The 24,872-nt window shown below is 46.4% G+C and carries 20 protein-coding genes; 10 read left to right on the top strand and 10 right to left on the bottom strand.

Annotated features, from left to right (window positions below; translation table 11 throughout):
- The first annotated feature begins 4 nt into the window (after positions 1–4).
- The 5 genes from KIH43_RS03625 (at position 5) to KIH43_RS03645 (ending at position 4,033) form a co-directional block, all read left to right on the top strand.
- Positions 5–559, top strand: coding sequence for an NUDIX hydrolase (locus KIH43_RS03625; RefSeq protein WP_296969459.1), 555 nt, complete (start codon positions 5–7; stop codon positions 557–559).
- 9 nt (positions 560–568) lie between these two features.
- The gene (gene aat / locus KIH43_RS03630) at positions 569–1,306 is read left to right on the top strand and encodes a leucyl/phenylalanyl-tRNA--protein transferase (RefSeq protein WP_297717815.1); all 738 of its coding nucleotides are present in this window, start codon (positions 569–571) and stop codon (positions 1,304–1,306) included.
- Positions 1,303–2,049 (top strand): arginyltransferase, encoded by a 747-nt coding sequence (locus tag KIH43_RS03635; protein WP_297717818.1) that lies wholly within the window; start codon positions 1,303–1,305, stop codon positions 2,047–2,049. Before aat ends, KIH43_RS03635 begins: the two co-directional genes overlap by 4 nt.
- Positions 2,050–2,058: 9 nt before the next feature.
- Positions 2,059–3,093 (top strand): quinone-dependent dihydroorotate dehydrogenase, encoded by a 1,035-nt coding sequence (locus KIH43_RS03640; RefSeq protein ID WP_297717822.1) that lies wholly within the window; start codon positions 2,059–2,061, stop codon positions 3,091–3,093.
- A 130-nt stretch (positions 3,094–3,223) separates the two neighbouring features.
- A complete protein-coding gene (locus KIH43_RS03645; protein ID WP_297717825.1) occupies positions 3,224–4,033 on the top strand; it encodes an IclR family transcriptional regulator in 810 nt (269 codons plus the stop codon).
- Between the two features lie 20 nt (positions 4,034–4,053).
- Here KIH43_RS03645 and KIH43_RS03650 read toward each other — a convergent pair whose 3' ends face one another.
- Entirely contained in the window at positions 4,054–5,088 is a 1,035-nt protein-coding gene (locus tag KIH43_RS03650; protein ID WP_366069219.1) for a serine hydrolase, read from the bottom strand.
- A gap of 65 nt (positions 5,089–5,153) precedes the next feature.
- On the bottom strand, positions 5,154–6,041 hold the full coding sequence (locus tag KIH43_RS03655; protein ID WP_296969489.1) for a DMT family transporter: 888 nt from the start codon (positions 6,039–6,041) through the stop codon (positions 5,154–5,156).
- Between the two features lie 201 nt (positions 6,042–6,242).
- Between KIH43_RS03655 and KIH43_RS03660 the strand changes: the two genes are divergently transcribed.
- Positions 6,243–6,797 (top strand): phasin family protein, encoded by a 555-nt coding sequence (locus KIH43_RS03660; protein WP_296969494.1) that lies wholly within the window; start codon positions 6,243–6,245, stop codon positions 6,795–6,797.
- A 92-nt stretch (positions 6,798–6,889) separates the two neighbouring features.
- Here KIH43_RS03660 and lpdA read toward each other — a convergent pair whose 3' ends face one another.
- The 3 genes from lpdA to aceE are packed head-to-tail and all read right to left on the bottom strand — an operon-like array spanning position 6,890 to position 12,990.
- Positions 6,890–8,677, bottom strand: coding sequence for a dihydrolipoyl dehydrogenase (lpdA, locus tag KIH43_RS03665; protein ID WP_297717829.1), 1,788 nt, complete (start codon positions 8,675–8,677; stop codon positions 6,890–6,892).
- A gap of 9 nt (positions 8,678–8,686) precedes the next feature.
- Positions 8,687–10,279 carry a dihydrolipoyllysine-residue acetyltransferase gene (gene aceF / locus KIH43_RS03670; protein ID WP_297717832.1) on the bottom strand — a complete coding sequence of 531 codons (1,593 nt, stop codon included), beginning with the start codon at positions 10,277–10,279 and terminating at the stop codon, positions 8,687–8,689.
- A gap of 14 nt (positions 10,280–10,293) precedes the next feature.
- The gene (gene aceE, locus KIH43_RS03675) at positions 10,294–12,990 is read right to left on the bottom strand and encodes a pyruvate dehydrogenase (acetyl-transferring), homodimeric type (protein ID WP_297717835.1); all 2,697 of its coding nucleotides are present in this window, start codon (positions 12,988–12,990) and stop codon (positions 10,294–10,296) included.
- 219 nt (positions 12,991–13,209) lie between these two features.
- On the opposite strand from aceE, the gene KIH43_RS03680 reads away from it, so the two are divergent.
- Genes KIH43_RS03680 through KIH43_RS03695 form a run of 4 tightly spaced genes read left to right on the top strand, consistent with a single transcriptional unit; the run spans position 13,210 to position 19,445 of the window.
- Positions 13,210–15,744: a PAS domain-containing sensor histidine kinase gene (locus tag KIH43_RS03680; RefSeq protein WP_297717838.1), complete on the top strand. Its 2,535-nt coding sequence runs from the start codon at positions 13,210–13,212 to the stop codon at positions 15,742–15,744.
- Positions 15,745–15,779: 35 nt separating this feature from the next.
- Positions 15,780–16,427, top strand: coding sequence for a response regulator transcription factor (locus tag KIH43_RS03685; protein WP_297717841.1), 648 nt, complete (start codon positions 15,780–15,782; stop codon positions 16,425–16,427).
- An 18-nt stretch (positions 16,428–16,445) separates the two neighbouring features.
- Positions 16,446–17,300, top strand: a complete 855-nt coding sequence (gene folD / locus KIH43_RS03690; RefSeq protein ID WP_296968821.1) for a bifunctional methylenetetrahydrofolate dehydrogenase/methenyltetrahydrofolate cyclohydrolase FolD — start codon at positions 16,446–16,448, stop codon at positions 17,298–17,300.
- 18 nt (positions 17,301–17,318) lie between these two features.
- Positions 17,319–19,445: a M3 family metallopeptidase gene (locus KIH43_RS03695; protein WP_297717844.1), complete on the top strand. Its 2,127-nt coding sequence runs from the start codon at positions 17,319–17,321 to the stop codon at positions 19,443–19,445.
- A gap of 17 nt (positions 19,446–19,462) precedes the next feature.
- On the opposite strand, the gene KIH43_RS03700 is transcribed toward KIH43_RS03695, so the two are convergent.
- The 5 genes from KIH43_RS03700 to glnL are packed head-to-tail and all read right to left on the bottom strand — an operon-like array spanning position 19,463 to position 24,837.
- Positions 19,463–20,776 (bottom strand): lipase family protein, encoded by a 1,314-nt coding sequence (locus tag KIH43_RS03700; RefSeq protein WP_297717847.1) that lies wholly within the window; start codon positions 20,774–20,776, stop codon positions 19,463–19,465.
- 60 nt (positions 20,777–20,836) lie between these two features.
- The gene (locus tag KIH43_RS03705) at positions 20,837–21,454 is read right to left on the bottom strand and encodes a glutathione S-transferase (RefSeq protein ID WP_297717850.1); all 618 of its coding nucleotides are present in this window, start codon (positions 21,452–21,454) and stop codon (positions 20,837–20,839) included.
- A gap of 26 nt (positions 21,455–21,480) precedes the next feature.
- The gene (xth, locus tag KIH43_RS03710; protein WP_296968829.1) at positions 21,481–22,329 is read right to left on the bottom strand and encodes an exodeoxyribonuclease III; all 849 of its coding nucleotides are present in this window, start codon (positions 22,327–22,329) and stop codon (positions 21,481–21,483) included.
- The gene (ntrC, locus tag KIH43_RS03715) at positions 22,322–23,773 is read right to left on the bottom strand and encodes a nitrogen regulation protein NR(I) (RefSeq protein ID WP_297717853.1); all 1,452 of its coding nucleotides are present in this window, start codon (positions 23,771–23,773) and stop codon (positions 22,322–22,324) included. Before ntrC ends, xth begins: the two co-directional genes overlap by 8 nt.
- A complete protein-coding gene (glnL, locus tag KIH43_RS03720; protein WP_297717896.1) occupies positions 23,770–24,837 on the bottom strand; it encodes a nitrogen regulation protein NR(II) in 1,068 nt (355 codons plus the stop codon). The genes ntrC and glnL overlap by 4 nt, the downstream gene beginning before the upstream one ends.
- Positions 24,838–24,872 lie beyond the last annotated feature (35 nt).

The raw sequence follows: 24,872 nt of genomic DNA on the forward strand, positions 1-24,872 counted from the left end.
TTACATGAAGTATTGCTCCCATTGCGCTGCCACCTTAGTGATGAAGATTCCTGCTGACGATTCTCGTGAACGTTATGTATGTGAATCGTGTGGAAGCATTCATTATCAAAACCCTCGTAATGTAGTAGGCAGCATTCCGGTCTACAAAGAGCAAGTTTTATTGTGCCGTCGTGCGATTGAACCACGTTATGGTTATTGGACGCTACCCGCAGGCTTTATGGAATTAGGTGAAAGCACCGCCCATGGTGCCGCCAGAGAAACACTGGAAGAGGCCGGCGCGATAGTAGACATCGGGCCGCTGTACTCATTACTCAATGTGCCTCATGCTGAGCAAGTACATCTGTTTTATCTTGCGACAATGCATGCCCCAACCTTCTCTGCTGGGGAGGAAAGTCTGGAAGTTGCACTATTTCATGAAAATGAAATCCCATGGGCAGAATTGGCTTTCCCTACTGTTAAACAAACCCTTGAGTGGTTCTTTGCCGATCGTGCAAATGGCACACTGGACGGTCAGTTTCATGTGCGAAGTCGCGATATATTGCCCTCTGAACGAATTTAATGGTTGTAAATGAGTCAAATTACTTGGCTAGGACCCCAAGACCCCTTTCCAACACCTTCGCACAATACAGACCCAGACGCCAATGTCCCTGGATTAATTGCTGTTAGCGATCGCATATATCCTGGCCAATTACTGCAAGCCTATCAAAAGGGGATTTTTCCTTGGTACTCCGATAATCAACCGGTGTTGTGGTGGTCTCCTGACCCACGCATGGTGTTAGTTCCCAAGAACTTTAAATGTAGCGAATCCCTGCGCAAAAAGATTCGACAATTTTGCCAAGACCCTCAATGTGAAATTTCCGTAGATGATGATTTTGGTGCTGTGATTCGGGCCTGCGCGACGAGCTCGCGCAAAGATCAAGATGGCACTTGGATTACCCATGAAATCATGGATGCCTACACTACGTTTCATGAACAAGGTCATGCACATAGCATTGCCCTTAAAGAACATGGTGAACTCATTGGCGGTCTATATTGTGTCGCCTTGGGGAGAATGGTTTTCGGTGAATCCATGTTTAGCTATAAACCAAACGCTTCCAAAATCGCATTGGCTGCTTTAAGTGCATGGTGTATTCAAAATCAGGTGGCTATGATTGATTGCCAACAGGAGACTGCTCACCTACGCTCCCTCGGTGCCGCACCTATCTCAAGAGAAGAATTTTTACGGCAACTGCAAATCTCCTTAAATCCCTCTAATATTGAGTTACCTTGGACTTTTGATAAAAATATCCTGACTTACTGGCTATGACTCGGCTCAAAGAACTTCCTTTAACCGCCCTTCAGTTCTATGCAACTGCCCCTTATCCATGTAGTTATTTACCCCATCAAACGGCACGCTCACAAGTTGCAACACCTTCACATCTCATTCACGCCGATGTCTATAACGAATTACTCAATGCTGGCTTTCGTCGCAGTGGTCTTTATACCTATCGCCCTTATTGCGATCACTGTAAAGCGTGCATTGCTACACGCATACTCGTTGATCAATTCACTCCTACACGCAGCCAACGTCGCGCCTGGAAAAAACATCAGGGTCTTGAAGCATTTGTTTTGAATTTGGGCTATCAAGAAGAGCACTATCAACTGTATCAACGCTATCAAAACCAGCGACATGCAGGCGGCGATATGGATAACGATGACCAAGACCAATACATGCAGTTTTTATTGCAAAGCCGAGTAAATTCGCGCATTGTGGAGTTTAGAGATGGCGCCCACGACCCACATCCTGGCCGTTTGCGGATGGTGAGCATGATTGATATTCTTGATCAGGGCATTTCTTCGGTGTATACCTTCTACGATACTTCTGATCCCTCTGCCAGCTTTGGTAGCTACAGTATTTTGTGGCAAATCGAGCAAGCGCGAGTACTCAAACTCCCCTATCTGTATCTTGGTTATTACATTAAAGAGAGCGAGAAAATGGCATACAAGGTCAAGTACCAACCTATGGAAGGATTGATTGACGACCATTGGCAATCGCTGACTGGTTCATAATATCCATCCATGATCGATCGTTACTCACTTTTACGTCCCTGGCTCTTTTGTCTTGATCCTGAACAAGCCCACAATCTCACGCTGAGTAATCTAGACCGCGCGCAGCGCTGGGGCTTACTCGACAAATTGATTACCAAGCCTATTGCCGATCCCCAGACACTCTGCGGCATTACTTTTCAAAATCCTGTTGGCTTGGCTGCTGGTTTAGATAAAGACGGCAAACATATTGACTCACTTGCCGCCCTTGGTTTTGGTTTTTTAGAGATTGGTACCGTAACGCCACGCCCACAACCTGGCAATGCTAAGCCCCGAATGTTTCGCCTGCCACAAGCACAGGCCATCATCAATCGCATGGGCTTTAACAACGATGGCGTTGATGCTTGTGTCGCTCGAGTGCGGCGCTCTACTTTTTGGCAAAACGGTGGCGTCCTAGGTCTGAATATTGGTAAAAATGCCAGTACACCCATAGAAGATGCAGCCAGCGATTATGTACTTGCAATGGATGCAGTGTATGAAATCGCTACTTATATAACCGTCAATATCTCTTCCCCGAATACACAAAATCTTCGCGCTCTACAAGGCGAAGAAATGCTGCGCGGATTACTTCGCAAGCTTGATGATGCTCGCAAGCGTTTAAGCGATCGCCATGGCGTGCTCAAACCACTCTTCTTAAAGATTGCGCCTGACTTAGATCAAGAAGTTATCCATTTGATAGCTGATTTGCTCATCGAATATGGCATCGATGCCGTCATTGCCACCAACACTACCGTTGCTCGTGAGAGTGTTCAGGGCATGGAACACGGCAATGAAACTGGCGGCTTATCTGGCGCACCAGTCCGCGCCGCTTCCAACAAAGTCATAAGATCACTCAAAGCAAGATTGCAAGATCAATTGCCCATCATCGGGGTAGGCGGCATTATAAGTGGCGCAGATGCCAGAGAAAAAATCATGGCGGGCGCAAGCTTAGTCCAACTCTACAGCGGACTGATTTACCGAGGCCCTGATTTGGTGAATGAGTGTGCAAAAGCCCTGAGGCAACCCTAAAGCTGTCGTAATGCCTCGAGATTGAAGCCGCTCTTTTCAGCGCGCCCTGATTTGGTGAATAAGCCAAATAGGTCCATAAAATTGCATTTCATAATATGCAATATGTCATGAAATCGCTACAATAGAACCTATGAGCACCACTAAAACCTCAAAAAACACCGGGGAAGTCGCAAAAACCGCGATCCAAGTAGTCGATCGCATGATGAACTTATTAGACGCCCTTGCCTTGCATGAGGAAAGTTGTAGCCTGAAGGCCCTTGCCGAGGAGACAGGGTTACACCCCTCGACCGCGCATCGCATATTAAACGACATGGTTGCCTGTCGATTAGTTGAACGTGGTGATGGTGGAACGTATCGATTAGGCCTAAAACTCTTGGAGTTGGGCAATTTGGTAAAAGCTCGCCTCTCGGTACGAGAGGCTGCTCAAGCGCCAATGCGCACCCTACATAAATTAACCGGTGAGACCGTCAACCTTTCAGTGCGTCAAGGCGATGAAATTGTCTATATTGATCGAGCATATAGCGAACGATCCGGCATGCAAGTCGTCCGTGCGATTGGTGGTCGAGCACCTCTGCACCTGACATCGGTAGGCAAACTCTTTTTGGCAAGTGACGATGCAAATCAAGTTCGTGCTTATGTCACCCGCACCGGCCTATCTGGTCATACTCGCAATAGCATTACCGATTTAGCAAAGCTAGAAACTGAACTCAACCGCGTTCGCAAAGTAGGCAGCGCAAGGGATGATGAAGAATTAGAGCTGGGGGTAAGCTGTCTTGCGGCCGCCATTCTGGATGACACTGGCAAATTAGTAGCAGGTTTATCGCTCAGCGCTCCAACTGACCGCATTCAAGCAGACTGGTTGCGCTCCCTACAAGACACTGCCTTGCAAATTTCTAAAGGGATGGGCTATAAGCCCAAATCTAGCGAGCCCGGCGCTTAAGCCTAGCGCTCTATCACCTTTTACATTAAGCGGCGTATGGGCTGTGCGCCAGAAGGCATACGCTCATACCAATCGCGCACCCGTACAGCATCTGCAAAACGGGATTGTGTGCCGACGGAGTCTAAGAACACAAGTAATAGCGGTGTATTGTTGACACGGGCTTGCATTACTAAGCACTTACCTGCTGCATTAATGAAGCCAGTTTTTTGCAGACCGATATCCATATCACCAGATCGTACCAATCGATTGGTATTCAAAAATTTTTGTGGGCGCTTTGCAATCACCATCGTCAGATCCGGCCAGGTGGAATACTCACGAATCAATTTATATTGGTAAGCCGCATTAAGCATACGAGCTAAATCTTCTGCTGTCGCTACATTCTCGCTAAGCAAACCAGTAGGATCTGCAAAATGCGAGTGATCCATGCCAAGCTCTTTCGCCTTACGATTCATGGCATCAATAAAGGCTGGTATACCGCCTGGGTAATTTCTGCCAAGGGTATAAGCTGCACGGTTTTCAGAGGACATTAAAGCTAACAATAACGCCTCCTGGCGAGTCAACTCGGTTCCGCCGGCTAGACGTGAGCTACGGTAAATTCGAACGTCTTCCGCATTAATCGTTAAGACATCATCAAGCGGTAATTTTGAATCTAGCACCACCATCGCTGTCATCAACTTAGTAATGGAAGCAATGGGCAAACTGACGCCGGGATTTTTCTCGAAATAGACCTCTTTCGTGTCTTGATTGACAACCATCGCCACGCTGGACTTCAAATTGAGATCATCATGTTGGCCACGCAATCCCAATGCAGTAGCTAATGATGGAGGTGCTGCTACAACCGGTGCCGCCGAACGAGTCACGGTTACTCGAACTGTTTTAGGTTTTTTTGGAGCCTTAACAACTACCTTAGTAGTTTTAGTTTGTTTATCTTTGTCTTTGCCAGCCGCTTGGACAGGCACATGAAAAAGAGCGCCGCAAGCAAAAATCCCAGCCAAAACGAGCAGACTATACCGATTCAAACGCATCCCCAACTTACCTTCCAAAACTTTCAACATACGAGATGATAATTAATTTCTAGGCCAAAAACCGATTTCTATGCCCCACCTTGGATTGGCGCCCTTTACTCGGCTATCGTGGCAACCGTATTAGTCTGTCGAGCATTGACCAGCACCACCCCAGTCATCGTTAAACAAAGGCCTAAAGCCATCATGAGGGTAAAAGGCTCATCAAATAGTAGCCATGCCATTATTGCTGTTGTTGGGGGTGTTAAATACAGCAAACTGGTGACTTTCGTGGCGGCGCCCTTACGAATCATCATGAACAACAAGCTAATCGAACCAATCGAAAGTGGAAATATGGCCCAAAGCAACGCACCAATTACTGAAGCATTCCAAACCATGACACCGCTTTCGAAAAAATACATGCAGAAAAAGCACAGCACAGCAGAAACGCCAAACTGAATCGAAGATCCAGCGCGCAAATCAAATACAGGACAGAATTTCTTCTGATAAAGCGTGCCAAAAGTGATCGAGAGTAGCGCAATGAATGCCAATAAATAGCTAGCAATAGGAATATGTGCAAAGCCAATTTTTTCAGCCACCACTAAAGCGACTCCGGCAAAACCAAAACATAATCCAATCCATTGCCGTGGCGTTACCTTTTCAGAAATCCAGGCAGCAAACCATGCGGTCAAAATTGGTTGCAGACCTACAATAATCGCGACCAAGCCAGCAGTCATGCCTAGGCGCACAGCAAACCAAACGCCTAAGAGATAGCCAAATTGCAGCAACATGCCTGCCACGGCAATATGTTTTATTTGAGACCAACTTGGCCATGTCATCCGCCAAACCAAACTCAACGCTGCCATTGCTGCAATAACGCCTGCAAATCGCCAAAATAGAAAGGTTGCTGGCTCTACATAAGGCATCGCCAAACGCGCAATCACAAACCCTGTACTCCAAATTAATACGAATATGGGTGCAATTGCGCTCTCAAGGCCAAACTTCATAAATAGGTGATGAAAATTGAGGGGATTAGTGAACTGTAGATTTTAGGCTTTTTGATGGGGTATCACTTAGGAATCCCCTGCTGGAAGGGGTGTGCAGTTATTGTGCAATGCAATATTTGAGCAATATAATGAAGGTATTAGTTGACCCGCAGAATCAGCGGAGTCATAGTAAATACGGCAGACCCAAAGAAAGGGATTGAAATGAACTTAACGCCAGAACAAATCGCAGCAGCGCAAAAAGCCAATTTAGAAACCTTGAGTGGCTTGACTAGCCAAGCTTTGCAAAGCATTGAAAAACTCGTTGAACTGAATCTTGCTATAGCCAAACAAAGTTTGAGCGATAGTGTTAATAACGCAAAGAAAGCCTTGGAAGTAAAAGATATCCAGCAACTTCTCGCGCATCAAGCAGAAACAGTGCAACCGATTGCAGAAAAAATTATTTCCTATAGTCGTCATTTGTATGAGTTAGCCCATGAAACTCAAGATAGCTTTACCAAGTCCGCAGAAAAAGAATTTGCTGAGGGACAAAAGAAGATGAATGCCCTTGTAGAAGAGTGGACTAAGCATGCACCCCCAGGCTCTGATGCTGCAGTACAAGCCCTCAAACAAGCTATTGCCTCAGCCAACAATGTTTATGAAACAAGCCAAAAAGCGGTCAAGCATGCAGTAGAGGTTGCTCAAACCAACATCAATACCGCAGCTGATGCCGTAGCCAAAGGTGCTAGCGCGACAAATAAAGCGGCGAAGAAAAAATAAAACATTTAGCGTACGCTCTTTACAAAGAGTGCTGCTACTGTAATGCAAAAGCCCCGATCTCTCGGGGCTTTTCTTCTACTTAAACATCAACGTTAAGACTTCTTTTTGACTGGTGGCAAATCTGTGCAATGACCATGGGCCGCTTCTGCAGCAAGACCAACAGACTCACCTAATGTTGGATGAGGATGAATTGTCTTACCAATATCTACCGCATCCGCCCCCATTTCAATGGCCAAGCATACTTCACCAATTAAGTCGCCAGCATGCGTACCTACGATACCGCCTCCAATAATACGATGTGATTTTGCATCAAAAATAAGCTTGGTGAAGCCCTCATCACGACCATTGGCGATTGCACGCCCACTTGCAGCCCAAGGAAATAAACCTTTTTCATAGGCAATGCCTTGCGCCTTACATTGCTCCTCAGTCAATCCAGCCCATGCAACTTCTGGATCAGTGTAAGCAACGGATGGAATTTGCTTCGCATCAAAGTAAGACTTTTCTCCATGGGCAGCTTCTGCCGCTACATGCCCTTCGTGTACCGCTTTATGCGCTAACATGGGTTGACCCACAATATCGCCAATCGCAAATATATGCGGAACATTAGTGCGCATTTGTTTATCAACTGCAATAAAGCCACGCTCATCGACTTGTACACCGGCTTTGTCAGCATCGATTTTTTTACCATTCGGTGTACGTCCTACTGCAACCAATACCAAGTCATAGGTCTGTGGCTGCGCAGGCGCATTCTCACCTTCAAATGTCACCTCAATACCATCGGACTTCACTTCTGCCTTGGCTGCTCGCGTCTTGAGCATGATATTTTCAAAACGTCCGGCATTGAACTTCTCCCAGACCCTTTCCAAATCTCGATCTGCGCCAGCCATCAGACCATCCATCATCTCAGCGATATCAATACGAGAGCCCAGAGTGCTATAGACGGTAGCCATTTCCAATCCAATGATGCCACCGCCAATTACTAGCATGCGCTTTGGGATACTCTTGAGTAGTAAAGCGCCTGTACTATCAACAATACGCGGATCTTCCGGCAGGAATGGCAATTTCACCGGTTGACTTCCGGCAGCAATAATCGCCTTCTGAAAACGAATGACTTCTTTCTGGTCAGTAACATCTTGACCCGTGCCACTCGTAAGATTGACTTCAACATGATTGGCATCCAGAAAGCGCCCGATACCGCGGACCACTTTTACTTTGCGTGCCTTAGCCATTCCAGCTAAGCCACCTGTCAATTTTGCAATGACAGATTCCTTATAGCCACGCAACTGATCAATTTCGATCTTCGGCGCGCCAAAGGTGATGCCATGTTTGGCCATCGTTTTCACCTCATCCATGACTGCAGTGGTGTGCAACAACGCTTTTGATGGAATACAGCCAACATTCAAGCACACGCCACCCAAAGTAGCGTATCGCTCAACCAAGATCGTGTTCATTCCTAAGTCGGCACTACGAAAAGCAGCGCTATAGCCACCAGGTCCAGCACCGAGGACCAATATTTCGCATTCGTGATCAACCTTACCGTTGTATTGACCTGCTTTTGGAGCGATGGCCTGAGTCGGAGGGTTAGCAGCAGGCGCAGGGGCTGGGGCTGGGGCCACCACTGGCTTTGCTGCAGGGGTTGCTTCGCTAGTATCAATTTCTGCAATGGCAGAACCCTTGCTCATTTTATCGCCTAATTTAACAGAGATGCTGGTAATCGTCCCAGCAACGTCAGCCGGAACTTCCATAGTTGCCTTGTCCGATTCAAGCACTAATAGTGGCTGCTCTTTTTCAACTACATCACCTACTTTAACGAGTACCTCAATCACAGGCACATCTGCATAATCACCAATATCTGGTACGAGGATAGTTTGCCTAGCCATGAATCTTCCTTACAGAGTGGCGCGACGGAAGTCGGCTAAGAGTTGAGCGATGTAAAGATTAAAGCGAGTCGCTAATGCACCATCAATGACACGATGGTCTGCAGACAGCGATAAAGGACAGATTAAGCGTGGGACAAATTGCTTACCATCCCATACAGGCTTCATGGCCGCCTTGCTCACACCCAAAATAGCCACTTCTGGAGCATTCACAATTGGTGAGAAATAGGTTCCACCGATGCCGCCCAGTGAAGAGATGGTAAAGCTGGCTCCCTGCATTTGATCGGGCTTTAATTTACCTTCACGTGCAAGCCCTGCAAGTTCCGATGTTTCTTGCGCAATCTCAAAAATCCCTTTCTTATCGGCATTTTTAATGACTGGTACCACTAAACCGGTTGGAGTGTCAGCGGCAAAACCGATGTTGAAGTACTTCTTCAAAATCAAATCATCGCCATCTAATGAGCTATTGAACTCAGGATATTTTTTCAACGCAGCTACAGCTGCCTTCATCAAGAAGGCAAGCATCGTAATTTTGACGCCCTTCTTCTCATTTTCTTTGTTCGTCAGCACACGGAAAGCTTCAAGATCAGTGATATCAGCATCCTCGTGATACGTTACCGCCGGAATCATTACCCAATTACGGCCTAGGTTGGCTGCTGTCAATTTTTTAATGCGATTGAGCGGTTGACGATCGATTTCACCAAACTTAGTAAAGTCAACTTTTGGCCAAGGAATTAAATTGAGGCCGCCTAAACTACCTCCAGCAGAAGCAGCTGCAGGACTGCCTGCACCACCGCTCATCGCCGCCTTCACAAATGCTTGAACGTCTTCTTGTGTAATGCGCCCTTTTGGACCAGACCCTTTGACTTGAGCAATCGTCACACCAAGCTCTCTTGCAAACTTGCGCACAGAAGGACTTGCATGACTATATGCAACATCAACCTGCGGTGCTGGATTGCTCAATGGTGGCGGTGCTGGTGCCCTAGGTATTGGCGGTTCCACAACTTTTGCAGCTGGTGCTGGCGATGAAGCTGGAATAGCAACAGGAGTTGTAGCAGAGCCTGCACCACTTTCTAAAATAATAACTACCGATCCTTCAGAAAGATTGTCGCCAACCTTTACCTTGACCTCTTTAACAATCCCGGCATGAGTAGAGGGAACATCCATTGTGGCTTTGTCTGACTCGAGCACCACAATAGACTGCTCTTTCTCAACCTTGTCACCAGCTTTCACAAGCACTTCAATTACTGGTACATCTTTATAGTCACCAATGTCTGGGACCTTAACTTCTATCAGAGCGCCGCCTGAATTCGTTGGCGAGGCTGGAGGCACAGCAGCTTGGGTTGGAGATGCTGGGGCCGCGGCACCCTCTTCAAGCGTAATCACTACCGAGCCCTCAGATAGGGTGTCACCCACTTTTACTTTGACATCTTTTACTACGCCCGCATGAGATGAAGGAACATCCATGGTTGCTTTGTCAGACTCCAGAACAACAATAGATTGCTCGATTTCGATGTTGTCGCCCGCCTTTAGCAATACCTCTATAACGGGAACATCCTTATAGTCGCCAATATCCGGGACTTTAATTTCAATAATTTGGCTCATGAATTGATCTCGCGTTAAACGGTCATTGGATTAGGTTTAGAAATATCGATGCCGTATTTCTGAATAGCATCGGCGAGTTTTTGGCGATCTAACTGACCCGCATCAACTAATGAACGCAAAGCGGTCACCACAACCCAACGACGATCCACTTCAAAGAAGTCTCGCAATTTTTCCCGGGTATCCGATCTTCCAAAGCCATCCGTTCCTAATACCTCGTAACGACGACCCATATGCTGAAGTGCAGGACGAATTTGCTCTGCAAATAAACGCACATAATCCGTAGCTGCAACTATAGGACCGGCAGTATCTTTTAAGCACTGCTCTACATGTGAAAGTTTTGGTGCAGCTGTTGGGTTTAATAAATTTGCCCGGTGAACTGCATTCCAATCACGACCAAGCTCAGTAAAACTTGGGCATCCCCACAAATCAGAGGCAACACCCCAGTCTTTATGCAGCATCTCTGCTGCTTCAATCACCTCTCGGAAGATGGTGCCTGAACCTAAAAGTTGTACGCGCAACTTAGCATTGTTATCGCCCACAGACTTTAATTTATACATCCCCTTAATGATGTCTTGTTCTGCACCTTTTGGCATTGCTGGATGCGCGTAGTTTTCATTCATTAATGTGACGTAGTAATACACGTCTTCTTGTACCTCTAACATGCGACGCATGCCATCCTGAATGACTACTGCTAATTCGAAGGCAAAAGTGGGGTCATAACTAATGCAATTGGGTACGGCAGCACTCCACAAGTGACTATGACCGTCCTCATGCTGCAACCCTTCTCCATTGAGTGTTGTTCTTCCTGCAGTTCCGCCAAGCAGGAAGCCGCGGCTTCGCATATCGCCTGCTGCCCATGCAAGATCCCCAATGCGTTGGAAACCAAACATGGAATAGAAAATATAGAACGGTAACATCGGCACACCATGGGTGGAGTACGAAGTAGCAGCCGCTATCCAATCGCACATCCCGCCTGCCTCATTAATACCCTCTTGCAGAATTTGGCCAGTTTTATCTTCTTTGTAGAACATCAACTGATCATGATCTTCAGGCGTATACAGTTGGCCTAATTGATTCCAAATACCTAATTGTCGGAACATGCCTTCCATACCAAAGGTGCGAGACTCATCGGGCACGATCGGAACGACCCGCTTGCCGATGGTTTTATCGCGCACAATGGTGTTCAGCATGCGAACAAATGCCATCGTTGTGGAGATCTCACGCCCTTCGGTTGTTGCCTCAAGCAATGGTGCAAATGCATCCAAGGAGGGCACAGGCAAGCTCTCTGCTTTAGTGCGACGTTGCGGTAAGTAACCACCCAATTCTTGACGTCGCGCTTTCATATACTCAAGCTCTGGACTGCCCTCCGCAAATTTCACCAATGGCATCTCTGCTAACTGCTCGTCTTTTACTGGAATCTCAAAGCGATCTCTAAAGCGACGAACATCATCGTCGTTCATTTTCTTGGCTTGGTGCGCAATATTCATTGCTTCACCAGAGCCACCCATACCGTAGCCCTTAATAGTGTGAGCCAATATCACTGTCGGCTGATCTTTATGGTTTACAGCCGCATGAAATGCTGCATACACCTTGTGAGGATCATGACCGCCACGATTTAATTGCCAAATCTCATCATCGCTCCAATCCGCCACCAACGCTTTGAGCTCAGGAGTATTGAAGACGGTTTCACGCACATAAGCGCCATTCTTGGCCTTCATGGTTTGGTATTGACCATCCACAATCTCACCAAGGCGTTGCATCAAGATGCCCTTTTTATCACGAGCAAATAAAGCGTCCCAATGGCCACCCCAAACCACCTTGATGACATTCCAGCCAGAACCACGGAACTCACTTTCTAGCTCTTGAATAATTTTGCCGTTACCCCTTACTGGTCCGTCAAGGCGTTGCAAATTGCAATTAATAACAAAAATCAGGTTGTCTAATTTTTCGCGACCAGCCATTCCAATTGCACCAAGAGATTCTGGCTCATCGGTTTCTCCATCACCCAAAAACGCCCAAACCTTACGGCCTTGTTCCTGAATGAAGCCACGATCTCTTAAGTACTTCATAAAGCGCGCTTGATAAATGGCCATGATTGGACCAAGACCCATCGATACTGTTGGGAACTGCCAGAAATCTGGCATTAGCCATGGGTGTGGATAGCTTGAAATGCCCTTGCCACCAACCTCTTGGCGGAAATTATTAAGCTGATCATCAGTCAAGCGACCCAACATATATGCGCGTGCATAAACACCAGGCGCAGAATGTCCCTGAACAAAGATAAGATCACCACCATGCTCTGCCGAAGGAGCATGCCAAAAATGGTTGTAACCTACATCGTACAAAGTGGCAGCAGATTGAAATGAAGAAATATGGCCGCCCACATTGGTATCTTTATTGGCTCGCAATACCATTGCCATTGCATTCCAACGAGTGTACGAACGAATGCGATGTTCAATATTTTGATCGCCAGGTAAACGAGCCTGATTTTCTACAGGTATCGTATTGATGTACGGCGTCTCCGCATGAAATGGTTGCACTACGCCATTGACTCGCGCATGAGAAATCTGCTGATCAATTAAGTAGGCAGCGCGCTGAGGTCCTTCGTTATGAATGACGCCATCTAAGGCTTGCAACCACTCTTGTGTTTCAACAGGATCGGCATCCTGTTGATTCTGTTTACCTAGAAATTGTTCTGGAACCGCTGCCATAACTTGTCTCCAATAGTTATTTCAATTGTTGGCCTTATGCCCGTACGACATTCACTCTATAGACAACATTCTAGGAAGGTAAATCGGTGTATACAAGAAATTTTCCACATAATGGGAATATTTCTCACTATATGAAATTATATTGCACTGCAAATCAAAGGATCAAGAAGTTAAAAAGGGATTAGATGGTTATCCATAAGGCAAAATCATCTTAATCGTATGAAATCTTCTGTTTTAACCAATCTAGTTTTAAAGCCCTTTAACTGGCTCCGAAAAATTCGGGGGCTAAAGCTCGTATACACCCCATTACTTGCCATCGTTCTATTCACTTTGGTGATGGGCATTATTTTGGGGACATTGCAACTACAGGACAAAGGACAACAAGAGGCTGCGCTATTTAGAGAGCTTTCCTTTGCTAAGCAGAGAATTCAACTGCGCTTTTCAAACAATACCGAATCACTCAACACGATTAATCGCGAAATCGCTGCTAGTAGCGATGATATGAAGCTTAAGCAACTAGTGCGAGAGCAGTCCAATGATTTAGTACAAAACAACCAGGAAATAGTCAAAATTATCTGGCTTGATGCGGATAGTTCACGAGTCTGGTCCGTACCTATAAGCAATCCAAAGTCAGACTGGATTGGGAAACATCAAAATGATCAAGCCATCAACGAAGCACTTTCTAGTGCAATTGAACTTAGTCGCGTCACTAACAGAACTTCATTTAGTCAATTCATTTCGCTCGATTTTGCAGGATCACAGCCTGTTGCAAAAGATCGTAGAACCGTCTTTTGGCAAGTAGCGCCAAATATTGTCGGGGGTCAGGCCATCGGCTTTCTGGCTGCTTTGTATACCACCCAAGGCATCTTAGATGTCATTCCAGCGGAACTCAAAGCGCACTATCGATTCACCCTTCTCTCGGATAACGACAGAGTTCTAGCCATCTCCTCGGATCGCAACACGCCCAAACGGGCCTTTAGCAATCAGACCAGTTTAGACATTGGAGTACTAAGCCCAAATATTGTTTTACGAATTGATACTTATCCACCACCGACGGATTTAACTTTTAGAATGCTGATTGGTGTTGTATTGGGTCTCTCTGTTTTTGTGATCTGGAGCCTTTGGTCTGTTTTAAAACAGATGCAAGTTCGTCAAGAGGCTGAAGCTAATTTGCGTACTGAAACCAGCTTTCGTAACGCCATGGAAAACTCTACTCCCGTGGGCATCCGCGCCCATGATATGCAAAAACGCATTACCTATGTCAATCGCGCCTTCTGCGAAATGACTGGCTGGACCGCTAAAGAGCTGATTGGCTTAACCCCACCCTTCCCCTTTTGGCCAGATTCTAAGCGTGACGAGCTGGTGGAAAAGATGAATCGTGTCCTAAGGTCTGAAATTGATTTAAAAAACGGTATTGAGGGCTCTATCATGCGACGCGATGGCACCATGATTCAGACGCGAACGTTTATCGCCCCTTTGATTAATGAAAAAGGCAAGCAAACAGGTTGGGTTACCTCTTTGATTGATATTTCTGAGCCTAAAAAGATTCGAGAAGAGTTAGCAGCCTCACAAGAACGCTTTATTACCGTTCTTGAAGGTCTTGATGCAGCTGTTTCAGTAGTGGATCTTGAAAATGACAAACTTTTATTTGCCAATCGCTTTTATCGAGAAAATTTTGGCGACGACTCAAAAGGTCACTTTATGCTGGCAGGCAATGCCGATGATCTGCAAACGCTACATGATGTGGCAGAGGACCTGCAAGATTCTCCACCTGGCATTCCAACTTCCTTTTTATATCAAGAGTCAGAATCTGAAGAAATTCAATTGAGCGATGGCAGCAATAAATGGTATGAAGTGCGCCATCGTTTTATCCCTTGGGTTGATGGACGCCTTGCCCAGCTATTGATTGCAACAGATATTAGCGTTCGCAAGGAGGCTGAAGAGTTGTCTCGTCAGCAAGAAGAGCGCATGCAATTTACCAGTCGTTTAACGACCATGGGTGAAATGGCTTCATCACTTGCCCACGAATTAAATCAACCTCTATCAGCCATTTCCAACTACTGCATGGGTGTTGCAAAACGTTTAGAGGGAAATTCAGATCCCGCCGTTACAAAAGAGATCTTGCCAGCGCTTGAGAAAGCTTCTGAACAGGCGCATCGTGCTGGCACCATCATTCAACGCATTCGGGGCTTTGTCAAACGTAGCGAACCGCAACGCAAATCCACGACGATTGCGGAAATCATTAATGATGCGGTTGGGCTCGTGGAAATCGAAGCGCACCGGCATCGCCTCGCCATCACAAGCAATATTGCCGATAACCTACCCACTGTAGATATTGATCCCGTCCTCATTCTGCAAGTATTGGTCAATCTTTTAAAAAATGGGCTCGATAGCACGCGGGAAGCTTACCCTCTTTCCTCTCGCTGGTCCGCCCCTCCAGTAGCCATTAGCGCCGATCTGGACACCAGTATTTTTCCTGCAATGTTAAGAATTCAGGTCAGTGATGGGGGTGCTGGCATCCCCGAATCCGTCTCAGAACGCATGTTTGAGCCCTTTTTTAGCACTAAATCCGATGGTATGGGTATGGGGCTCAATATTTGCCGGTCTATTATCGAATCCCACCACGGCAGGCTTTGGGCAGTCAATCGCATGGATCAAGAACAGACGAAGCTGTCTGGCTGCACCTTTACAATACTCCTACCCCTAGTTTCCCCTGAAGCCACAGAAGCCATGGGGGCGAAGGAAAATATTTAATTGCTTCATTATTTGAAATATCTTGCGAGATCTAAATGAATTTAAGCGTGAATACCAAACCGAACCAGGCTGAAGTGGTTTATGTAGTAGATGACGATGAAGCGGTTCGCGATTCCCTAACGTGGTTGCTCGAGAGCAATGGATATGTTGTTCGCTGTCATGCGAGCGCAGAACGATTTTTACAATCACTACAAAGCACCGATAAATCCACTATCTCGTGCGCCATCTTGGATGTCCGCATGCCAGGAATGTCTGGCCTAGAATTGCAAGAGCGTTTAATTAGTGAAAATTTACCGATGCCTGTTGCCTTTATTACAGGTCACGGTGACGTCTCAATGGCAGTTTCTACTATGAAGCGTGGCGCAGTAGACTTCATCGAAAAACCATTTAAAGAAAATGACTTGTGTGGTTTGGTAGATCGCATGCTTGCTAAAGCACGTGTAGATTACTCACAAGCAAGTCAACGTAAGATTACCCAAAGCCTCTTAAGCAAACTTACTGGCCGAGAGCGTCAAGTACTGGAGCGAATTGTTGCAGGTCGCCTTAACAAGCAAATTGCGGATGATCTAGGCATTTCCATTAAGACTGTTGAAGCGCACCGCGCCAATATTATGGAAAAGTTGAACGTCAATACCGTCGCAGACCTTCTGCGCCTCGCCCTATCCGACCCTCAACCAAACTAATAGGATTATTAGTTACTGATGCCTGCTCAACTTCTTGACGGAAACGCCCTCTCTAAAAAGCTTCGCACAGAAATTGCTGCTCGAGGAGCAATTGTTACCGCTAAAGGAGTCCGCCCCGGACTGGCCGTCATCGTCGTAGGCGACAACCCTGCTAGTCAGGTCTATGTTCGCAATAAGGTAAAGGCTTGCGAGGATGTTGGCTTTCATTCAGTACTAGAGCGTTATTCGGCAGAGCTTGGTGAAGAAGAGCTACTCGCCCGTATAGCCACTCTCAATGCTGATCCGGCTATTCATGGCATCCTTGTCCAACTTCCTCTTCCCGAGCATATTGCGTCTGAAAGAGTGTTAGAAGCTATTGCTCCAGAAAAAGATGTGGATGGCTTTCATGTTGCTAATGCTGGCGCTCTGATGGTTGGTCAACCTGAATTTAAACCCTGCACACCCTATGGCTGCATGAAGATACTAGAGAGTATTGACTACCCCATTCGCGGCGCTCGCGCTGTCGTTGTTGGCGCCTCTAACATTGTAGGTAAGCCCATGGCAATGCTGTTACTTCAAGCGGGCGCCACCGTGACTATATGCAATAGCAAAACTCGAGATTTAGCTCACCATACAAAAGATGCCGATATTTTGGTGGTTGCCACCGGTAAACCAAAAATGATCGCAGGAGACATGGTGAAAAATGGTGCGGTTGTCATTGATGTAGGCATCAACCGACTGCCCGATGGAAAACTCTGTGGCGACGTCGATTTTGATACAGCAAAATATGTGGCCGGCTGGATTACACCAGTACCAGGTGGCGTTGGTCCAATGACCATCACTATGCTATTAATGAATACTTTAGAAGCCGCAGAAAAAGCAGCCAAACTCTAGATCCATTAAGCTAGAGGGATGAATACATCCCATTTAGACGCCCTCCCCTCAGAATTACAAAACAATCCTTTGCTCACTTTTGGCAGAGGTATTGCCACGTATTCGGATGTCAAACCTGAGCATATACATCCTGCCATTGAATTTTTACTCAAAAAGGCTCAATTAGCGGTAGATACTGCAACCAATCCACAAACACCGCCCACTTGGGACGATTTGGTGGAGCCCCTGGAAGATGCTACTGAGGCGCTAGGTAGATCATGGAGCGTCATTTCTCATTTAAATAGCGTAGCTGACACCCCCCAGCTAAGAGCGGCTTATGGTGAAATGCTGCCGCAGGTCACTGCATTTTTTTCAAGTCTTGGTCAAAACTTAGCCCTCTATCAAAGATTTAAGGAGCTTAGCAAGAGCCCGGACTTTGCAAATCTTCATCCTGCCCAGAAAAAAGTGATAGAAAACTCTATGCGAGATTTTCGTTTGGGTGGCGCAGAGCTCAGTGATGCTGATAAACCTCGCTTTACCCAAATTCAAGATGAACAAGCGATTTTAGGCAAAGCATTTTCAGACCATGTCTTGGATGCTACCGATGCATTTGTTCATCTCATTACAGATGAGGCAGATTTAGCAGGCCTACCAGAAGATGTTCGGGCTGCGGCAGCTGACACTGCTCGTCAAAAAAATCTACAAGGCTGGGCATTCACACTGCACTTTCCATCCTACTACCCAGTCATGCAATACGCAGAGAATCGTACATTCCGGCGCTTGATGTATGAAGCCTATGTCACAAGAGCCTCCGAACTGGGGCCAAAGTACGCACAAGGTAACGCTTCCTGGGATAACTCCCAAAACATGCTTGATCAGCTAAAACTGAGAGACGAAGAAGCAAGAATGCTTGGCTTTGCTAATTTTGCCGCCTTGAGCCTGGCCCCAAAAATGGCTAATACCGTAGACGAAGTGGATCTTTTTTTAACCAACTTTGCACATAAAGCCAAGCCTTACGCACAAAGAGACTGGGATGAACTTACTCAATTTGCGCGAGAGGAGTTGGGCATTACCGATGGAGTTTTACCATGGGATAGTGCTTTTGTTGCCGAACGTCTCAAGCAACAACGTTATGCTTTTTCAGAAAATGAATTAAAGCAATACTTTCCACTACCGAAAGTTTTAGATGGCTTGTTTGGCGTTATTCAATCGCTATTTGGCGTCACCATTGAATCAGCAAACTTACCAACATGGCATCCTGATGTGCAGTCCTTTGCAGTAAAGGATTTAACCGGTGAGACCCGCGCCTACTTTTACCTTGACCCTTATGCGCGTCCGGGTAAGCGTGGTGGGGCCTGGATGGATGATGCACGCGGGCGCAGAGAGCTTCCGAATGGAGAAATTCAAGCTCCAGTCGCGTATTTAGTGTGCAATTTCGCACCACCAGTAAAGGTAGATGGCGTATTGCGTCAGCCAACAATTACCCATGATGATGTCATCACCTTATTCCATGAGAGCGGTCACGGCCTTCATCATTTACTCACCCAAGTGAGCGCACTAGGAGTTTCTGGCATAAATGGTGTCGAGTGGGATGCTGTAGAGCTACCAAGTCAATTTATGGAAAATTTTTGTTGGGAATGGGAAGTTCTAGAAAAAATGACTGCTCATGTAGAAACTGGCAAACCGTTACCACGAGAGTTATTTGAAAAAATCTTGGCGGCTAAAAATTTTCAGAATGGCTTAATGACTTTACGTCAAATCGTCATGTCTTTAACTGACTGGAGATTGCACTCTCGCTTTGGTGCATCGAGCGCGCAAGGTCAAGCAGTTTTAGAGCTCTCTAGAAAGATTGCTGCTGAATTTAACGTCATTCCCCAGCCCGAGATCTCGCGCTGGATCAATACTTTTAGCCATATCTTTGCGGGCGGTTATGCCGCCGGTTACTACAGCTATAAGTGGGCAGAGGTTCTGTCAGCTGATGTGTACTCAGCTTTTGAAGAAGCTGCAAAGCTCACTGGTTCCGTCCTTGATCCAAAAACGGGTGCCCGCTATCGTAAGGAAATCTTAGAAGTTGGCGGCAGTCGCCCTGCAGCTGAGTCTTTTAAAGCGTTTAGAGGCCGAGAGCCCAGTATCGACGCCCTACTCAGACATGGTGGCCTGGCTTAGGGCATCAATACTATTCATTAGCTGGGTAGTGTTGATCCCTGCTGACAATTATTCAATGCAGGCTTGCCTTCTAGACGCTCTTTAATCCAAGTGCGATAGAGTGGCGCAGAAGATCCTGGCGTGGTGAAGTGCGATTGATCTCCTGGCAATTGCACACGATTCACATTGCCACCCATTTGACACATTTGATCCTGATAAAGCTTACCCATAATAGGAGGATTCGTAGTGTCTTTATTGCCCCAATAAATCACTACGGGAGCAACGGGCTTGACTGGGTTCACACTACCCTTAACCATTGCCTTAGTCCAATTTAAAGGGTTGGTAATTTGATCTTTTAAAAGCGCTTTGTACTGATTGCTGAAATTAAAATTTAACGTATCAGCTACAGCATGCATGCACTTGTTGCGAATCACTTCATCAAGTACTTTTGCCCCATCGTTCGTGAAAATATCCGTCAAATTCAGACGAGGATCACTGGCCCTAACACCCCACATACTCATTGCCATATGAGAAAAATCAAACACATTTCCAGTGAACATTTTGATAAGACCATCTAACGATTTTTTGGCATTGTCTTCATTAGTAGTAGCATTAGGCAACATGATGGCAATATCATGCGGGGCCAGAGCTACCACACCAACTAGCTCAAGATGATCGGCAACAGTGCCTTTTTTATTGAGATACTCAGGCATGCTCGCTGCCGCTAGAACGGCACCACCACCCTGGGACCAGCCATAGACAATTGTTTTATTTCCTGCGCCCGTCTCTTTCATTGAGCTAGCAGCTCTTGCAGAATCAATCATATCCATCGCATTGCTTGCTGCAAGGGCATACTGATGATCGCCCCCTCCGCCTAAGCCTTGATAGTCTGTAGCAACGACAACGTAACCCTCTTTAATAAATTCCTCAATACTGGGAATTCCGTAATCCGTCCATGAGTTACCGCCAATCAGAAAATATTCATTTAATGGCACTGCGGGGTTTAAAACTTGAGAAGGTCCACAATTTTGCGCGGCACCTGTTGTGCCATGCCCCCAAGCCATAATTGGCCTACCCTCTTTTGGAGCGACACCTAATGGCGCAACCACCAAACCCGTTACCAGATGTTTTCGCCCCGCAACGTCAGAGGAAACATATGCAATCTTCCAAGCCTGCGCACCTTTGATGGAGGTGCCAATCTTTTCCTTTTTCATTACCTGCCCAAGCTTACCGCTTGGACTCATTTTGATCACGTCTTCATAAAACGGTGCCACCGGGGGATCTGCTTGTACAGCACTAGCAAATAATCCCAAAACAAGTGTGCAAGCAAGGTATACAAAATTTCTTTTCATAAATTCCAGTGAATGATGAGGATGCGTATAGCTATTACTATACTAAAAAGGCAACCGCTTTTATTTAATGCTATCCGTCCAAGTTGGATACTTCACCATAACCGCCTGAAATAATTTGGATTCTAGTTGCTCCGTTAACCAAGCCTGAGTAGCGGGCAGTGGTAATGCAGAAAATTGCTCGATATTGACCATGGAAAATTGCCTAATAAATGGAAATATAGCAATATCCACCCATGTGGTTTTGCTGCCCATGATGTAAGAATGATTTTGTAATACTGCCTCAAGGGGATCTAACATGACCACGCGAGCCTGATGAAGCACTTCCCGCTGATCGAGCTCAGGAAAGCGATTGGGATATTTATATTGGTCCAGTATTTTTTTGAATGGACCATCATTTTTTTCCATCCATCCCCGAGCAAACATGGGATCGGCCTGCATCCAATCATATGGATCATTCTGCTGTAATGCCCAGTGAATAATATCGATACTTTGATCAATGATGCGATCATGCAAGCAAAGAACGGGTACAGTTCCTTTGGGAGAAACCTTTAACATGGACTGCGGTTTTTCGCGAAGAGAAATCTCACGGTGCTCCACAACAATGCCTGCGTAATGCAGAGCCATGCGTGCTCTCATGGCATAAGGACATCTACGATACGAATACAAAATGGGCATCATAGATTGCGCTACCAACCGCTGTATGTCTACGATTTTGCAATCGTAGCAATCACAGGAGCATGATCGGACGGCTGCTCCCAGGTTCTTGGTTCTTTGTCTATTACACTCGCTTCACATTTTTCTTGCAGGGCATTGCTCAGCAAGATGTGATCAATTCGTAACCCCGCATTTCTGCGAAAACCCATCATACGATAGTCCCACCAACTATAGAGTTTGGGGGCTTGCTCAAACATACGAAATGAATCACGTAGACCCAGATCGGTCAACGCTTGAAATGCCGCCCTCTCTTGAGGAGAAACGAGATTTTGACCTTCCCAGGCCTTGGGATCATGAACATCATCATCTGCCGGCGCAATATTGAAATCCCCCAATAATGCTAAGCGTGGATTCTGCTCAAGTTCTTCTATTAACCAAGACTGCAAAGATTTGAGCCAGTTGAGTTTGTAAGCAAATTTCTCACTATCGGGCGATTGACCATTGGGAAAATAAGCTGAGATCAAGCGAATCGGTTGCATACCAGCAAAGGGAATTGTGGCGGCCAGAATGCGCTGCTGCTCATCTTCAAAATGAGGCATATTGCGAGTAGGCTTGAGAAATGTTGTTGCTGCATCACTTGCAATTGCCGCTAAAGCAGCCTTACGTGCAATGATAGCTACTCCATTGTAGGTTTTTTGGCCTGCAGCAAGACTTAAATAGCCAGCCGCCTCCAGTTCAGCATGCGGATATTTATCATCGGTCAGCTTCAGTTCTTGCAAGCAAAGGCCGTCAATTGCTTGACCTTTACTTTCCTGATCTTTTAACCAGCGCAGAACATGTGGAAGACGAACCTTTAAAGAGTTCACATTCCATGCCGCAATGCGAATGGAATCAGTCATCTATGCCCAATTCCTGCAGTTTTCTAGTAATCGTGTTGCGCCCTATACCCAAACGCTGAGCTGCCTCAACACGGCGACCACGAGTGACCTCTAGAGCTGCTTGCAATACGGCTTTCTCAAAACGAGAACATAGTGCATCGTAGACTTCTTTGTCACCGTCTTGCAGCATCTTGACTGCCAAGCGCCCTAACCCACTTTCCCAATCACTTGCAGTGGACTTTGCTAGAACAGGGTTTGTTGGAGAAGATTCGCCATGCAGCACCACAGGTTGCTCACTAGCTTGCGCGACAATATCTGCGGGCAGATCACCGACACCAATCACGCTTGCAGGCGTCATAACAGTTAACCAATGACATAGATTTTCTAACTGACGAACGTTTCCAGGAAATGGCATAGCACTGATTTCTTTGAGCACCTCATCTGAGAGTTTTTTAGGCTCAACACCAAGAGATTTAGCGCAAGAGAGCATGAAATGTCTTGCCAGGATTGGAATATCTTCACTTCTTTCGCGCAATGATGGCATGCGTAAACGAATGACATTAAGTCGATGCATTAAATCTTCTCTAAACGTACCCGCTGCAACCCGTTGTTCAAGATTTTGATGGGTTGAGGCGATGATGCGCACGTTTGCCTTAATGGGATCTTGACCACCCATTCGATAAAAATGTCCATCGGTTAAGACGCGCAGTAAGCGGGTTTGTAAATCAAAAGGCAAATCGCCTATCTCACCCAAAAATAAGGTACCGCCATCAGCTTGCTCAAAACGCCCCCGTCGCAATGTTTGCGCACCAGGGAAAGCCCCGCGTTCATGCCCAAATAACTCGGATTCCAACAAATCTTTTGGCACAGCCGAAGTACTGAGTGATACAAAAGGACCTTTTGCCCTGGGGCTATGTTTGTGTAAGGCATGCGCCACCAACTCTTTTCCTGCACCAGATTCTCCAGTAATGAGAACGGTGGCATGGGATTGCGCAAGGCGTCCAATGGCTCGAAAAATTTCTTGCATGGCAGGCGCCTGCCCAATAATCTCAGTCGATTCTTGTCTCCAAGCCGCCGCTTCCTTATTGCCAGACTCACTACGAATACCCTGCTCTACTGCACGATGAATCAGTTCAACTGCTTTTTCAACATCAAAAGGTTTGGTTAGATACTCAAATGCACCCCCCTGAAATGAGGAGACCGCTGAATCTAGATCTGAAAAAGCAGTCATGATGATGACGGGTAGATGCGGATGACTTACTTTGACATGCTGCAATAAATCTAAGCCGTTGCCACGGGGCATGCGAATATCTGAAATCAATACTTGCGGAGTCTCTTTTTCCAGTGCATTCAACACATCATTTGGATTAGAAAAGCTCTTGTGCGGGATGTTCTCTCGCGCTAAGGCTTTCTCTAAAACCCAACGTATAGATTGATCATCGTCAACGATCCAGATTGGTTTCATGATGCTTTCTCCTGACTACGATATGGTATTTGTATATGAAAATCTGTGCGTCCAGGACGACTATCACAAGCAATAAAGCCGCGATGCTGCTGAACAAAAGTTTGAGCCAAAGTCAGACCCAAACCACTACCTCCCTCGCGCCCTGAGACCAAAGGGAAAAAGATGCGGTCTATCATCTCCTCTGGAATGCCAGGGCCATTGTCAATGACATGCAAATCCATTGCCAACTTATAACGCTTCTTGGCTATCGTGACTGATCTCGCAACGCGGGTTTTTAATTCAATTTGAGCGCTACCCTGACTAATTTCTTCAGATAGCGCTTGGGCAGCGTTATGGACAATATTGAGCACTGCCTGAATCAATTGCTCGCGATCACCCATGATCTCGGGTAAGCTCGTGTCGTAATTGCGGATAATGCGTAATCCTTTGGGGAACTCGGCCAACACTAAACTGCGCACGCGCTCGAGCGCTTCATGTACATTAAAGGATTCTATGACATGCGCCTTGCGATGTGGCGCTAACAGTCGATCCACGAGGGTCTGCAATCGATCAGACTCTTTGATGATGACTTGCGTATATTCACGCAAGCCTTTTTCAGATAACTCAAACTCCAACAACTGCGCTGCTCCACGAATACCGCCTAAGGGATTTTTGATTTCATGGGCCAAGTTACGCATCAGTTGCTTATTTGCTTCGACTTGCTGAGTAACACGTTCGTCACGTTCACTGCGCAATTGCTGATCAATGGGAAACCACTCCATCATGATGAGTGTCGGGTCTTCAAGGCTCGCTACGACCACATGAGCCGGAATGGATTCATGATGAATGCTCCCAGGTAATGAATCCAATACCATCTCTTGACGCTGAGCCAAGACATGGCCGCCTTTTACCTCGGCAATCATGGCACTTAACGCAGCGTTATCACCAAATAAATCCTGCACAGATTGACCCTCAAGTGCTTTACGTGAAAGATCTAAAGCTGACTCGGCAGCCGGGTTCACATAAACCAAATGTTGGTTCTCAGCCTCAAATACCACGATGGCATTCGGCATCTGATCGAGCAATGTCGGAAAAAAAGGAGCAGCCGAAGCTGCTCCCT

This window comes from Polynucleobacter sp. (genome assembly GCF_018500155.2).
Lineage (GTDB): Bacteria > Pseudomonadota > Gammaproteobacteria > Burkholderiales > Burkholderiaceae > Polynucleobacter.